General features: G+C 65.9%; 11 protein-coding genes. 10 read left to right on the top strand and 1 reads right to left on the bottom strand.

Annotated features, from left to right (window positions below):
* The first annotated feature begins 48 nt into the window (after nucleotides 1–48).
* From EO174_RS06700 to EO174_RS06675, 6 genes are all read left to right on the top strand, one after another.
* The gene (locus EO174_RS06700) at nucleotides 49–693 is read left to right on the top strand and encodes a glutathione S-transferase family protein (protein WP_164740113.1); all 645 of its coding nucleotides are present in this window, start codon (nucleotides 49–51) and stop codon (nucleotides 691–693) included.
* A gap of 31 nt (nucleotides 694–724) precedes the next feature.
* The gene (asnB, locus tag EO174_RS06695) at nucleotides 725–2,665 is read left to right on the top strand and encodes an asparagine synthase (glutamine-hydrolyzing) (protein ID WP_126943291.1); all 1,941 of its coding nucleotides are present in this window, start codon (nucleotides 725–727) and stop codon (nucleotides 2,663–2,665) included.
* A gap of 74 nt (nucleotides 2,666–2,739) precedes the next feature.
* The gene (locus EO174_RS06690) at nucleotides 2,740–3,294 is read left to right on the top strand and encodes an NADPH-dependent FMN reductase (protein ID WP_104583352.1); all 555 of its coding nucleotides are present in this window, start codon (nucleotides 2,740–2,742) and stop codon (nucleotides 3,292–3,294) included.
* A 222-nt stretch (nucleotides 3,295–3,516) separates the two neighbouring features.
* Nucleotides 3,517–4,944, top strand: coding sequence for a replicative DNA helicase (locus EO174_RS06685; protein ID WP_104583351.1), 1,428 nt, complete (start codon nucleotides 3,517–3,519; stop codon nucleotides 4,942–4,944).
* Between the two features lie 102 nt (nucleotides 4,945–5,046).
* On the top strand, nucleotides 5,047–6,465 hold the full coding sequence (locus tag EO174_RS06680; RefSeq protein WP_126943288.1) for a deoxyribodipyrimidine photo-lyase: 1,419 nt from the start codon (nucleotides 5,047–5,049) through the stop codon (nucleotides 6,463–6,465).
* 293 nt (nucleotides 6,466–6,758) lie between these two features.
* Nucleotides 6,759–7,484, top strand: a complete 726-nt coding sequence (locus EO174_RS06675; protein WP_016902719.1) for an OmpA family protein — start codon at nucleotides 6,759–6,761, stop codon at nucleotides 7,482–7,484.
* Between the two features lie 900 nt (nucleotides 7,485–8,384).
* Here EO174_RS06675 and EO174_RS06670 read toward each other — a convergent pair.
* A complete protein-coding gene (locus tag EO174_RS06670) occupies nucleotides 8,385–9,419 on the bottom strand; it encodes a LysR family transcriptional regulator (RefSeq protein ID WP_104583349.1) in 1,035 nt (344 codons plus the stop codon).
* Between the two features lie 129 nt (nucleotides 9,420–9,548).
* Between EO174_RS06670 and EO174_RS06665 the strand changes: the two genes are divergently transcribed.
* From EO174_RS06665 to EO174_RS06650, 4 genes are all read left to right on the top strand, one after another.
* The gene (locus EO174_RS06665) at nucleotides 9,549–9,776 is read left to right on the top strand and encodes a hypothetical protein (RefSeq protein WP_126943285.1); all 228 of its coding nucleotides are present in this window, start codon (nucleotides 9,549–9,551) and stop codon (nucleotides 9,774–9,776) included.
* Nucleotides 9,773–10,546, top strand: coding sequence for an SDR family NAD(P)-dependent oxidoreductase (locus tag EO174_RS06660; protein ID WP_104648380.1), 774 nt, complete (start codon nucleotides 9,773–9,775; stop codon nucleotides 10,544–10,546). The genes EO174_RS06665 and EO174_RS06660 overlap by 4 nt, the downstream gene beginning before the upstream one ends.
* Entirely contained in the window at nucleotides 10,543–11,733 is a 1,191-nt protein-coding gene (locus EO174_RS06655) for an efflux RND transporter periplasmic adaptor subunit (protein WP_115676633.1), read from the top strand. Before EO174_RS06660 ends, EO174_RS06655 begins: the two co-directional genes overlap by 4 nt.
* Before the next feature lie 105 nt (nucleotides 11,734–11,838).
* Entirely contained in the window at nucleotides 11,839–15,009 is a 3,171-nt protein-coding gene (locus tag EO174_RS06650; protein ID WP_126943282.1) for an efflux RND transporter permease subunit, read from the top strand.
* Nucleotides 15,010–15,034 lie beyond the last annotated feature (25 nt).

The raw sequence follows: 15,034 nt of genomic DNA, 5'->3' as shown, positions 1-15,034 counted from the left end.
GGGGCTGTGACACTGCCAGCCCCTCGTTGCTGCCGCGGAGCCAGCCTGATGTCGAGCGTGCGTCCCCCGTTGACCGTCCATGGCATGTCCAGTTCCGGCAACTGCTACAAGGTGCGCCTGCTGCTGGAGCAACTGGGCAGCCGCTATCACTGGGTCGAGGTCGACAGCGTCGCCGGCGAAACCCGCACGCCCGCGTATCTGGCCATCAATCCCAATGGCAAGGTACCGATGGTGGAGCGCGACGACGGCCGCGTGCTGGTCGAATCCAACGCAATCCTGTTCTGGCTGGCCGAAGGCACCCCGTATCTGCCCACCGACGCGTGGCAGCGTGCGCAGGCCCTGAGCTGGATGTTCTTCGAGCAGTACAGCCATGAGCCGTATGTGGCGGTGGCGCGTTTCATCAGCCTGTGGACGCCGCGCGATGCCGCGCGCCGCGCCGAATTGCCGCAGCTGCGCGCACGCGGCGAGCAGGCGTTGGCGGTGATGGAACAGCATCTGCAGCAGCACCGCTGGTTCACCGGCAGCGACTACGGCATCGCCGACATCGCGCTGTTTGCCTACACCCATTGCGCCGAGGACGGCGGCTTCGATCTGGAGCGCTGGCCGGCGATCGGTGCCTGGCTGCAGCGCGTGCAGGCAGTACCCGGTTTCATCGCAATGCCGGCACCGGCACCCAATGCGGTGACGGCATGAGCCGCATGCGCTGCCGGCAGGAGCACTGACGATGTGTGGATTGGCTGGACTGCTGCTGGCCTCGCCACGCATGCATGGCGAACAACTCGATGCCCTGGTGCGGCCGATGGGGGCCGCCTTGCGTCATCGCGGCCCCGACGATGCCGGCACCTGGTGCGATGCGCAGGCCGGCGTGGCGCTGGCCCATCAACGCCTGAGCATCCTGGATCTGTCGCCGCTCGGCCATCAGCCGATGCGCTCGGCCGATGGCCGTTATGTGCTGGCCTACAACGGCGAGATCTACAACTTCGCGCAGTTGCGCGCGGCCCTGTCCGCGCTCGGGCACCGCTTCCGTGGTCATTCCGATACCGAAGTGCTGTTGGCGGCGGTGGCGGAGTGGGGGCTGGACGACACCCTGACCCGCTGCAACGGCATGTTCGCGCTGGCGCTGTGGGACGAGCGCGACAACTGCCTGTCTCTGGCCCGCGACCGCGTCGGCAAGAAGCCGCTGTACTACGGCTGGGCCGGCGACACGCTGGTGTTCGGTTCCGAACTCAAGGCGCTGTGGCAGCACCCGGATTTCGATAACGGCGTCGATCGCAATGCGCTGACCCTGCTGCTGCGGCTGGGCTACATCCCGGCGCCGGCCTGCATCCACGAGCGGACCTTCAAGTTGATGCCCGGGCGCGTGCTGCGGCTGGATGCGCAAATGGTGGCGGCCGGCGCGGCGGCGCATCGGCCGGACCAGGCGCAGCAGCCGTTCTGGAACGCGCGCGAGGCGATGCAGCGCGCACTGGCGGCGCCGTTCACCGGCAGCGACGTGCAGGCCGAGGAACAGCTCGATGCGGTGCTGCGCGATGCGGTGGCGCTGCGCATGGTGGCCGACGTGCCGGTGGGTGTGTTCCTGTCCGGCGGTACCGATTCGTCGATCGTCACCGCGATGATGCAGGCGCAAAGCACCCAGCCGGTGCACACTTTCAGCATCGGCTTCGAAGGCTCGCATCACGACGAGGCGCCGCTGGCGCGCGAAGTGGCCACGCATCTGCACACCGACCACACCGAGCTGTATGTCAGCGGCGCCGACGCGCTGGCGGTGGTGCCGACCCTGCCGGACATGTTCGACGAGCCCTTCGCCGATGCCTCGCAGGTGCCGACCGCGCTGGTCGCACGGCTGGCGCGTGGCGGGGTGACGGTGGCGCTGTCCGGCGATGGTGGCGACGAGTTGTTCTTCGGCTACGGCCGGTACCAGCGTGCGCTGCGCAACTGGCGCATGCATGGGCTGGTGCCGGGGCCGCTGCGGCGGCTGATGGCGCTGGCGGCACGCCGCAACGGCGAGTCCTCGCGCACCGGCGGCCTGGCCGCGCTGGTGGCCGAGGCCGGCGCACGCGGCATCGGCGACATCTACCGCAATCGCATTTCGCGCTGGCGCGATCCGGCCGCGGTGGTGCTGGGCGCGACCGAGCCCGACAGTTTCTACAGCCTGGCCGATCCGCTGCACGGCTCCGGCACCCCGGCCGACGCGATGATGCTGGCCGACTTTGCCGCCTATCTGCCTGACGACCTGCTGTGCAAGGTGGACCGCACCACCATGGCGGTGGGGCTGGAAGCGCGCGCGCCGTTGCTGGACTGGCGCGTGGCCGAGTTCGCCTGGTCGCTGCCGCTGTCGCTGAAGTACCGTGACGGAGTCAGCAAGTACCTGCTCAAGCGCGTGCTGTGCCGCTATCTGCCCGAGCCGATGGTCTACCGCGGCAAGCGTGGCTTCGGCGCGCCGGTGAGCGCCTGGCTGCGCGGGGATCTGCATGGCTGGGCCGACGATCTGCTGGCGCACGCCATGCTGGAGCGCGACGGCGTGTTCGCCGCCGACACCGTGGCCGGGCTATGGCGCGACTTCAATGGCGGCGAGCGCAAATGGCATACCCATCTGTGGACGGTGCTGATGTTCCAGGCCTGGCAGGCGCACTGGCGCACGCAACGCGCCGCAATCGGCCGCTGAGGCGGCCGCGCTTCACCGGGTATGAGCGCCAGGCTGACTAGAGTCGGGCGCTGATTCCCCAATGGAGCGTTCCCATGAGCAAGATCACCATCGCCGTGCTGGTCGGCAGCCTGCGTGCAGCGTCCTACAACCGCCAGCTGGCGCATGCGCTGGAGCATCTGGCCGGCGACAAGGCGGTGTTCGAGTACCTGGAGATTGGCGACATCCCGCTGTACAACCAGGACCGCGACGGCGACTTTCCTGCTGAAGGCACGCGGCTGAAGCAGCAGATCCGGGCGGCGGACGCGGTGCTGTTCGTGACCCCCGAATACAACCGCTCGATTCCCGGCGTACTCAAGAACGCCCTCGATACCGGCTCGCGTCCCTACGGCGACAGCGCCTTTGCGGGCAAGCCGGCCGCCGTGGTCGGCATCTCGGTCGGGGCGATCGGCACCGCCACCGCGCAGCAGCATCTGCGCAATGTGTTGTCGTATCTGGACATGCATGTGCTCGGCCAGCCGGAAGTCTTCCTGCAGTACAAGGACGGGCTGTTCGGGGCCGACAACCAGATTGCCAACGCCGACAGCCGCAAGTTCCTGCAGGGCTTTGTCGACGCCTTCCTGGGCCTGACCGAACAGTTCAAGCGCTGAGTTGACCACAGCGGTGGTGCGCCTGGAGGCGGCCGCCAATGGCGGCCGGTGGTGCGGCGCAAACCCAGGCACCGCAAGCGTCTCGGCGGTTGCGACAGCTGCCGCGTAGAACGGTGATGCACCGGCTGTCCACCAGTTATCCACAGAGTTGTGCATGGTCGTCGGCGCCGCCGATGACTATGCTTCCTGCCCCCGTCTCCCTCGTGTCAGGTCTGTTTGTCCATGTCTGCTCGTCCTGGTTTCCGTTCCAAGCGCAATCGCGATCGCGATGACGATTACGATCGTCCCGAGCCGCGACTTGACCAGTTGCGGGTGCCGCCGCATTCGGTCGAGGCCGAGCAGGCCGTGCTCGGTGGGCTGATGCTGGCGCCGGAGGCGTTCGACCGGGTCAACGACCAGCTGACCGACAACGATTTCTACCGCCGCGATCATCGCCTGATCTACCGCGCGATTCGCGAACTGAACGAAAAGGACCGCCCCTTCGATGCGGTGACCCTGGGCGAGTGGTTCGAATCGCAGGGCAAGCTGGAACAGGTGGGCGATGGCGCGTACCTGATCGAGCTGGCCAGCACCACGCCCTCGGCGGCCAATATCGCCGCCTACGCGGAGATCGTGCGCGACAAGGCGGTGCTGCGGCAGCTGATCGAAGTCGGCACCACCATCGTCAACGACGGCTTTCAGCCCGAGGGCCGCGAAAGCGTGGAGTTGCTGTCGTCGGCGGAAAAGGCGGTGTTCAAGATCGCCGAGGCCGGCGCGCGTGGGCGCACCGACTTCGTGGCGATGCCGGGCGCATTGAAGGACGCCTTCGAAGAATTGCGCAGCCGTTTCGAAAACGGCGGCAACATCACCGGCCTGCCGACCGGCTACAACGATTTCGACGCGATGACCTCCGGCCTGCAGCCGACCGACCTGATCATCCTGGCCGCGCGTCCGGCGATGGGCAAGACCACCTTTGCGCTGAATATCGCCGAATACGCCGCGATCAAATCCAAGAAGGGCGTGGCGGTGTTCTCGATGGAAATGTCGGCATCGCAGCTGGCCATGCGCCTGATCTCGTCCAATGGCCGCATCAATGCGCAGCGGCTGCGTACCGGTGCGCTGGAAGACGAGGACTGGGCACGTGTGACCGGCGCGATCAAGATGCTGAAGGAAACCAAGATCTTCATCGACGACACGCCGGGCGTGTCGCCGGAAGTGCTGCGTTCCAAGTGCCGCCGACTCAAGCGCGAGCACGACCTTGGGCTGATCGTCATCGACTACCTGCAGTTGATGTCGGTGCCGGGCAACAGCGAAAACCGTGCGACCGAGATCTCGGAAATCTCGCGTTCGCTCAAGGGCCTGGCCAAGGAACTCAACGTGCCGGTGATCGCATTGTCGCAGCTCAACCGCTCGCTGGAAACACGTACCGACAAGCGCCCGGTGATGGCCGACTTGCGCGAATCCGGCGCGATCGAGCAGGACGCGGACATGATCGTGTTCATCTACCGCGACGACTATTACAACAAGGAAAATTCGCCGGACAAGGGCCTGGCCGAGATCATCATCGGCAAGCACCGCGGCGGACCGACCGGTTCGTGCAAGCTCAAGTTCTTCGGCGAATACACCCGTTTCGACAATCTGGCCCACGACTCGGTAGGCAGTTTCGAGTAAGCGTCCCGCGTGGTGCCGGGCGGCAATCCGTCGCTGCGGCATCGCGCCATCGTTGCAGCGGCTGGCTTATCCTGCGCGCCTCATCGTCGCTGCCGAGCTTGTATGTCATACGCCATCGTCTGGTTCCGTCGCGATCTGCGCCTGGAAGACAACCCGGCCTTGCAGGCTGCGCTGGATGCGGGGCACCAGCCGATTCCGCTGTATATCGATGCGCCGCACGAAGAAGGCGAGTGGACACCGGGCGCGGCCTCGCGGAGCTGGCGGCATCGCTCGCTTGCGGCACTGGATGCGGCCTTGCGCGCGCTGGGCAGCGGCTTGGTCATTCGCGCCGGCAACAGCGCGCAGGTACTGGATGAGGTGATCGCGCAGACCAAGGCGGTGGCGGTGTACTGGAACCGCAAGTACGAGCCGGCCACACAGCCGCGCGATGCGCAGATCAAGCGCAGCTTGCGTGAGCGCGGGATCGAGGTGCACAGCTGCAACTCCGCACTGCTGTTCGAACCCTGGCAGTTGGCGACGCAGCAGGGCGGCCCGTACAAGGTGTTCACCCCGTTCTGGCGCAACGCACTCACGCAGCTGCAATTGCCTGCTGCCGCGCCGGCACCGCGCAGCCTGCCGCCGTTGCCGGCGCAATTGAAGACTGTGGCGGTGGAGACGCTCGGGTTGCTGCCGACGCTGGACTGGGACCGGGGCTTCTGGGACCACTGGCAGCCCGGCGAGGCCGGCGCGCACGAGATGCTGGAGATCTTCATCGACGGTGCGCTGTCCGGCTACCGCGAAAACCGCGACCGGCCCGATCGGGTTGGCACCTCGCAGCTGTCGCCGCATCTGCACTTCGGCGAGATCGCGCCGTGGCGGATCGCCAGCACGCTGGAAGCCAATCGCAACGCACGCAACGCGGCGGAGATCGACGGCTATATCCGCCAATTGGGCTGGCGCGATTTTGCGTATCACCTGCTGCACCATTTTCCCGATACCACCAACCAGAATCTCAACCCGCGCTTCGAAGGCTTCGACTGGGCACAGGTGGACCCGGTCGCGTTGCAGGCCTGGCAGCGCGGCCGCACCGGGATTCCGATCGTCGATGCCGGCATGCGCCAGCTCTGGCACACCGGCTGGATGCACAACCGCGTGCGCATGATCGTGGCGAGCCTGTTGTGCAAGCATCTGCGCGTGCATTGGATCGAGGGCGCACGCTGGTTCTGGGACACCTTGGTGGATGCGGACCTGGCCAACAACACGATGGGTTGGCAATGGGTCGCCGGTACCGGCGCCGATGCAGCGCCGTATTTCCGGGTGTTCAACCCGGTCACGCAGGCGGAGAAGTTCGATCCGCAGGCGGCCTACATCACGCGTTGGCTACCGGAACTCGGCAAGCTTGCGATGAAGGAACGCTTCGCGCCGTGGCTGCATCCGTTGTCCTTGGCGCGTCTGGCACCGGAGTACCCGCGTACGCCGGTCATCGGCCTGGCCGAGGGCCGCGACGCGGCGTTGGCGGCCTATGCGAAAACGCGCGGATAAGCACGCGCGCCAGCGCGAAGGCCAACGGTGCTGCGTACTCACCTCAGACCGAAGTTTCGCGCGTTTTCTTTTGCAGGGCTGAACCGTCGCATGCTTGCGCTGCGTCGGTTGCGTGGCACGCGCACGAAGACGATGCAGATATGTAAGGCGCAGTTCGAACGGAAAACGTTTTCCTGAATGCAGCACTAGCCAGATGCAGCCGGCGGTCGGTTTCATCATGCGCCAGTCGCGTTGGCCTGTTTATCCTCGCCGACACGATTGAGTGCCGGATGGTCCGGCCACAGGAGAACACCATGTCCCCAGCAGCCACCAAGAGCCTTGCCGTTGCCCTGGCCAGCGCCATCGCGTTGTCCGCCTGCGCCACCGGCGGCTCGTATGTGCAGCGCGACCAGTACGGCGAGCAGACGCAACAGCAGAATCGCACCGGCCGCAACGCGCTGATCGGTACTGCGATCGGTGTAGCCGCTGGTCTGCTGACCGGCGACAGCGCCACCGAGCGTCGTCAGCATGCGATGGTGGGTGCCGGCATCGGCGCGCTCAGCGGCGCGGCGGTTGGCCAGTACCAGGATCGCCAGGAGCGCGCGCTGCGTGAGCGCACCGCCAACACCGGTATCGAAGTGCAGCGCCAGGGCGACAACATCACCCTGAACCTGCCCGACGGCATCACCTTCGACTTCGGCAAGTCTGCGTTGAAGCCGCAGTTCTACAGCGCGCTCAATGGCGTGGCCTCCACGCTGCGCGAATACAACCAGACCATGGTGGAAGTGGTCGGTCATACCGACAGCGTGGGCAGCGACGCGGTCAATCAGCGTCTGTCCGAAGAACGCGCCGGCGCGGTCGCGCAGTACCTGACCGCACAGGGCGTGCAGCGCGAGCGGATGGAAACCATGGGTGCCGGCAAGCGCTACCCGATTGCCGACAACAGCACCGATGCCGGCCGCGCGCAGAACCGCCGCGTCGAAATCCGCCTGATTCCGCTGCGCTCGGAGGGTGCGGGGAACAACACCGGCATGCGTTGAGTGTGCCGCACTGAATCGTGACGAGTCGATTGACGAGCCGCGATGAGTAAACAAGACGGGCCGCGCAAGCGGCCTGTTTTTTTGCGCTGCGAATCTTGTCGATCAACAGCAGCGCGCAATCTCTTGACGGCCGCTTGGCAAGGGCACCGCGCACTCGACGCTGCGAGTTTTCTGCAGGGCCCTTGCCCGCCCACCATCGCGGGACACGCCGCAAGTACGTCCGTGTAGGCTCTGGCGCGGCATCCATGCCGCTCAAGGTCCCGCGACGGTGGGCGGACAAGGACCAGGCGGGATGGTCGGTGTGCGTGGTTGCAAGCAGAGTATGAGGTGCGCTGGGCGGATCGCTGTGGGTTCGACCAGCGTCTCACTATTTTCCCATCGCCAGCAGAGCAGTAGACAGGCTTTCAATACATAACCTACAAACTTCTCATCCGCCTAACGCACGCCGAGCGACATGCCTTCGAGAAAGCAGCCGACCAACTCTCTGGTGCGGTGTCCTTGCCGGTTGCGGGACCCTCGGCGGCATGGATGCCGCCGAGGAGCCTCCATGGACGGATTCACGGCGTGTCCCGCAAGCGGTGAGGGCACCGCGCACTCGACCAACTGGTCTTTTGACTTGCAGTTAGACGCTATCGCTAGGCGTTGACCAACGCAGCTTCGGATCTCCAGACCACGCTAAAGCTCGCGCGTTCGGTCGCTTCAAGATTGCATCGGTCGACAGCGGTGATTCGCCATGACAAAAAGTACCAGCCTGATGGCACAGACACTCCTGCAACGATTCGGGATTCGAGATTAGCAGCCAGGACGTTTTCGCTTGTACGGGTAACGTCTCCCCATCGCCCTTGGGGCACCTTGTCCCGAGGGGGCGAGGTGCCCCAAGGGCGACTATTCGAGTGCTGACTACGCCGTGACGTTTTCCAGGATGCGCTTGCCTTCTGCACGCAATTGCGCGTCTGCGCCGACTTCGATCTTCGCATCGTTGTCGGCCTTCTGTGCCGCCAGACGCGCAGGGCACTGCGCCATCATGTAATCCGCATCGAAGTTCATCCGCGTCACCAGGAAGTCCACGAAGGCGCGCACTTTCGGCGAGACCAGACGGCCGCCGGCGAACACCGCGTTGAAGTCCACCTCCGGCCCGGTCCAACCTGCAAGCACCCGGCGGACCAGACCCGATTGCACGAATGGCTTGGCCATCACGTCGCCGGTCAGCAGCAAGCCTTCGCCGCATAACACCGCGCCATTGAGCGCAGCCGGATCGTTGGCCACCATCAACGGATTGACCGGGAAATCGCGCACATCGCTGCCGTCGCTGAGCGACCAGAAAAAGCGGTTGTTGTGCACGTTGCGGTTCTTGCGCAGCGCCAGCGTGCGATGGAACTGCAGCTCGTCCGGATGCAACGGCTCGCCATAGCGCTCGATGTAGGACGGGCTGGCGAACACCTGCGTGCGCAGGCTGCCGAGCTTGCGCGCGACCAGATTGGAATCGGGCAGGGCGCCGACGCGCAGTGCCAGATCGGCTTCGCCGCCGATCAGGTCCAGCTTCTCGTTGCCCAGATGCATGTCCAGCTGGATTTCCGGGTACTGCGCATGGAACTCGCCCAGCAATGGTGCGATCCAGGTGATGCCCAGCGAGTAGGGCACGGTGAAACGCAGCCAGCCGCGCGGGCCGGACTGCAATTGCCCGACGGCGCTCTCGGCCTCTTCCAGTTCGCGCGCGATGCGCTGGCAGTGTTCGTGGTACACCGAGCCGGCTTCGGTCAGGCCGATGCGGCGGGTGGTCCGGTGCAGCAGGCGGGCACCCAGGCGGGTTTCCAGCTCCTGCACCTTGCGGCTGACGGTGGTCTTGGGCAGGCCAAGCGCGTTGGCTGCCGCGATGAAGCTGCCTTGTTCGACCACCTTGACGAAGATCAGGGTGTCGTTGAGATCGTGAGTCATGGGACTGCCTTCCGGGGGTCAGGAGGGATTAGACCGCTTACGGGACGATTATTCCCCTAAATCCGGACTAATCAAGTGCTGGTTTGAGGCCTAACTTATGCGCCATCCCTTCCATCCAGGAGCACGGCCATGTGGTTGTGCAATGTGTTCGGCGTGTCGTCCGCCTCCCGTAGCGCCATCGAAGGTGCCTTCGATCCCGTGATTCCGGCGGCGAGAAGCCCGCGTGCCACTGTTTCACGTGCATTTTCGGCACCGCCCAGGCGTCAGGCCGGCGGGGCGCCTGCGCAGCGGACCGGACTGTCGGCGCGTCTGGCGCAGCGTGGCATTGTCCCGATGTCGGGAGTGAAAGTCCCATGACCGGGATGGTCCAATCCGAGACGGCCGTCATCGGCGGTACGGGCGATGTCGGCGCCGGGATCGTCGCCGCCTTGCTCGATGCCGGGATGCCGGTGCTGGTGATTGGACGCGACACCGCCAAGCTCGACGCGCTGCGCGCTCAGCATGGCAACACACCGCTGCTGGAGACCTTGCGGGGTTCGGTGGCCGACGACGCCTCGGCGCAGGCGCTGGCCGGCGAACTGGCCCAGCGCCCGCGTCCGCTGGCGGCGGTGATCGCCAGCCTGGGCAGCCCGCTGAAGGCCGGCCGCCTGCTGGACCGCCCGGTCGCTGCGCTGCGTCGCCGCCTGGAGCGCGACGTGCTGCCGCATCTGGCAGCCGCGCGGCATCTGCTGCCGCTGCTGGCCGAGGCCGAGGGCGGCGGTCGCTACCTGCTGCTGGGCAGCCCCTGCGCACTGCGCGCCTGGGCTGCACACGGCGATACCTCCGTTGCCGCCGCGGCCACGCGCATGCTCGCCCAGGTCCTGCACGAGGAAGCCAAGCCGTTCGGCGTCCGCGTGCATCTGCTGTCGGTCGAGCAGCCGGTGTGCACGCCGGGCCGTGCCAAGGATGCGTGTCCGGAATGGATCCGCGCCGTGGATGTCGGCCGCGCCGCAGTCTCGCTGATCGCCGGGCCTGGCCAGCCCGGGCAAGCCATCGTGACCGTCAGCCGTCGCCCGCACGCCGCTCCATCGGCCGACCGGCTTGCCGGTCTGCATTTTCCCATCCCCACCCGAGAGATCTCCCCATGACCCCGAACGCCACCCCGTTCCGTTTTCCCTTGCGTACTGTATTGACGGGCGCCGTACTCGCGGTTGTGTTGGCCGGTTGCGGTAGCAAGGCTGCCGAGACCGGTGCGCCGCCGCCGCCCAGCGTCAGCGTCGCCCCGGTGTTGATGAAGGAAATCAGCCAGTGGGACGAATTCAGCGGCCGCATCGAGCCGGTGGAAAGCGTCGAGCTGCGCCCGCGCGTGTCCGGTTATATCGACAAGGTCAATTACGTCGAAGGCGCCGAAGTGAAGAAGGGCGATGTGCTCTTCAGCATCGACGACCGCAGCTACCGTGCCGAATTCGCCCGCGCCAACGCCGCGCTGGTGCGTGCACGCACGCAGTCCACGCTGGCCCGCAGCGAGGCGGCACGCGCACGCAAATTGTCCGACCAGCAGGCCATTTCCACCGAGACCTGGGAGCAGCGTCGCGCTGCCGCCGATCAGGCCGACGCCGATCTGCTGGCCGCGCAGGCTGCGCTGGATACCGCCAAGCTCAACCTGGACTGGACCCGCGTGCGTGCGCCGATCGATGGCCGCGCCGGGCGTGCGATGGTCACCGCCGGCAACCTGGTCACCGCCAGCGACAGCGCCAGCGTGCTGACCACGCTGGTGTCGCTGGACAAGGTGTTCGTGTACTTCGATGCCGACGAAGGCACCTTCCTGCGTTATTCGCAGATGGCGCGCAACGGCGAGCGCCCGGATGCGCGCGGTGGCGAGTTGCCGGTGCGCATTGGCCTGGTCGGCGAGCAGGGCTTCCCGCACACCGGGCGCGTGGATTTCCTGGATAACCAGGTCACCCGCAGCACCGGCACCATCCGCGTGCGCGCAGTGCTGGACAACGCCCAGCGCCAGTTCACGCCAGGCCTGTATGCGCACGTGCAGTTGCTGGGCAGCGGCCAGTTCAAGGCCATGCTGGTCGACGAAAAGGCCGTGCTGACCGACCAGGACCGCAAGTACGTGTACGTGGTCGACAAGGACGGCAAGGCGCAACGGCGCGATATCGAGCTTGGCCGCAATGCCGACGGCCTGCGCATCGTGCGCAAGGGACTGGCTGCCGGCGACCGCGTGGTGGTCGATGGCGTGCAGAAGATCTTCATGCCCGGCATGCCGGTCGATGCCAAGCCCGTTGCCATGGCCACCGCACCGGACAAGCGCACCGCGTCGAACTGATTCATCGCTGCATCGCACCCGTGACCACCGGCCTCGCAACCAGGCCGGCTCGGGCCCGCTGTGCCGCGCCGCCGCCCGGCGGCAACCTCTTTCAGGACCACCCCCATGGACTTTTCCCGTTTTTTCATCGACCGACCGATCTTTGCCGCGGTGCTGTCGATCATCATCTTCGCCGCCGGCCTGATCGCCATGCCGCTGCTGCCCATCAGCGAATACCCGGAAGTGGTGCCGCCGAGCGTGCAGGTGCGTGCGGTGTACCCGGGCGCCAACCCCAAGGTCATCGCCGAGACCGTCGCCACGCCGCTTGAGGAAGCCATCAACGGCGTGGAAGACATGATGTACATGAAGTCGGTCGCCGGCTCCGATGGCGTGCTGGTGGTCACCGTGACCTTCAAGCCGGGCACCGATCCGGACCAGGCGCAGGTGCAGGTGCAGAACCGCGTCAGCCAGGCGCAGGCGCGTCTGCCCGAGGACGTGCGGCGCCAGGGCGTGACCACGCAGAAGCAGTCGCCGACGCTGACCATGGTCGTGCATCTGACCTCGCCCAAGGGCAAGTACGACTCGCTGTACCTGAGCAACTACGCCACCTTGAAGGTCAAGGACGAGCTGTCGCGCCTGCCGGGCGTGGGCCAGATCCAGATCTTCGGTGCCGGCGACTACGCCATGCGCATCTGGCTGGATCCGGACAAGGTCGCCGCGCGCGGGCTCACCGCCAGCGATGTGGTCGCGGCCATCCGCGAGCAGAACGTGCAGGTCTCCGCCGGCCAGCTCGGTGCCGAGCCAATGCCCAACAAGAGCGATTTCCTGCTCTCGATCAATGCCCAGGGCCGCCTGACCACCGAAGAAGAATTCGGCAACATCGTGATCCGCAGCGGCAACAGCGGCGAGATCGTGCGCCTGTCGGATGTGGCGCGCCTGGAACTGGGCGCCGGCAACTACACCTTGCGCTCGCAGCTGGACAACAAGAACGCGGTCGGCATGGGCGTGTTCCAGTCGCCCGGTGCCAACGCGATCGAGTTGTCCGATGCGGTGCGCGCCAAGATGGCCGAGCTGGAAAAGCAGTTCCCGCAGGACATGGCGTGGTCGGCTGCGTACGACCCGACCGTGTTCGTGCGCGACTCGATCAGCGCGGTGGTGCATACCTTGCTGGAAGCGGTGTTGCTGGTGGTGCTGGTAGTGATCCTGTTCCTGCAGACCTGGCGCGCCTCGATCATTCCGTTGCTGGCGGTGCCGGTGTCGGTGGTCGGTACGTTTGCCGCGTTGTATCTGCTGGGTTTTTCGATCAACACGCTGAGCCTGTTCGGCCTGGTGCTGGCGATCGGCATCGTAGTCGACGATGCGATCGTGGTGGTGGAAAACGTCGAACGCAACATCGAAGAAGGCCTGGCCCCGCTGGCCGCGGCGCATCAGGCGATGCGCGAAGTCTCCGGGCCGATCATCGCCATCGCGCTGGTGCTGTGCGCGGTGTTCGTGCCGATGGCGTTCCTGTCGGGCGTGACCGGCCAGTTCTACAAGCAGTTCGCGGTGACCATCGCCATTTCCACGGTGATTTCGGCGATCAACTCGCTGACCCTGTCGCCGGCACTGGCCGCCATGCTGCTCAAGCCGCATGACGCACCGAAGGATGGCCCGTCGCGGTTGATCGACCGCTTGTTCGGCTGGTTGTTCCGTCCGTTCAACCGCTTCTTCAACAGCAGTTCGCACAAGTACCAGGGCGCGGTCTCGCGGACCCTGGGCAAACGTGGCGCGGTGTTCGCGGTGTATGTGCTGCTGCTGGTGGTCACCGGTTTCATGTTCAAGGTGGTGCCGGGCGGCTTCATCCCGACCCAGGACAAGCTGTACCTGATTGCCGGCACCAAGTTGCCGGAAGGCGCCTCGCTGGAACGCACCAACGAGGTGATCCGTCAGATCACCCAGATCGCCTTGCAGACCGAAGGCGTGGACCACGCGATCGCGTTTCCGGGCCTGAATCCACTGCAGTTCACCAATACGCCCAATACCGGCACGGTGTTCCTGACGCTCAAGCCGTTCAGTCAGCGCAGCCGCACGGCGGCGCAGATCAACGCGGAGATCAACGCGCGCATCAGCCAGATCCAGCAGGGTTTTGCGTTTGCGTTCATGCCGCCGCCGATCCTGGGCCTGGGGCAGGGCTCGGGCTACTCGCTGTACATCCAGGACCGCGCCGGCCTGGGCTATGGCCAGTTGCAGAGTGCGGTCAATGCGATGTCCGGTGCGATCTCGCAAACGCCGGGCATGCAGTTCCCGATCGGCACGTATCAGGCCAATGTGCCGCAGCTCGATGCCAAGGTCGATCGCGACAAGGCCAAGGCGCAGGGCGTGCCGCTGACCAATCTGTTCGATACGCTGCAGACCTATCTGGGCTCGTCCTACATCAACGACTTCAACCGCTTCGGTCGCACCTACCAGGTGATCGCCCAGGCCGATGGACAGTTCCGCGACAGCGTCGAGGACATCGCCAACCTGCGCACCCGCAACGATCGCGGGCAGATGGTGCCGATCGGCAGCATGGTCACGCTGGGGCAGACCTACGGCCCGGATCCGGTGATCCGCTACAACGGCTATCCGGCCGCCGATCTGATCGGTGAGGCGGACCCGCGCGTGCTCTCCTCCACCCAGGCGATGCAGACGCTGGCCGGCATGGCGCCGAAGGTGTTGCCCAATGGCATGAACATCGAGTGGACCGATCTGAGCTATCAGCAATCCACCCAGGGCAACTCGGCGTTGATCGTGTTCCCGATGGCGGTGTTGCTGGCGTTCCTGGTGCTTGCCGCGTTGTACGAGAGCTGGACGCTGCCGCTGGCGGTGATCCTGATCGTGCCGATGACCCTGCTGTCTGCCTTGTTCGGCGTGTGGCTCACCGGTGGCGACAACAACGTGTTCGTGCAGGTAGGCCTGGTGGTGCTGATGGGCCTGGCGTGCAAGAACGCGATCCTGATCGTGGAGTTCGCCCGCGAACTCGAAATGCACGGCAAGGGCATCGTCGAGGCCGCGCTGGAAGCCTGCCGCCTGCGTCTGCGTCCGATCGTGATGACCTCCATCGCCTTCATCGCCGGCACCGTGCCGCTGGTGTTCGGGCATGGCGCCGGCGCCGAAGTGCGCTCGGTCACCGGCATCACCGTGTTTGCCGGCATGCTCGGTGTGACCCTGTTCGGGCTGTTCCTGACCCCGGTGTTCTACGTGGCCCTGCGCAAGTGGGTGACGCGTCGCGACCCCGCCGCACCGGCCGCTGTTGCGCACGATCACGTCAAGGCGTGAGTGCGTCATTCCCAACCCCCATTCG

It is taken from the genome of Xanthomonas sp. BRIP62418, assembly GCF_003993495.1.
Classification (GTDB): domain Bacteria; phylum Pseudomonadota; class Gammaproteobacteria; order Xanthomonadales; family Xanthomonadaceae; genus Xanthomonas; species Xanthomonas euroxanthea.
Note: the sequence above shows the minus strand (reverse complement) of the source record. Positions and strands in the feature narration are given on the sequence as shown.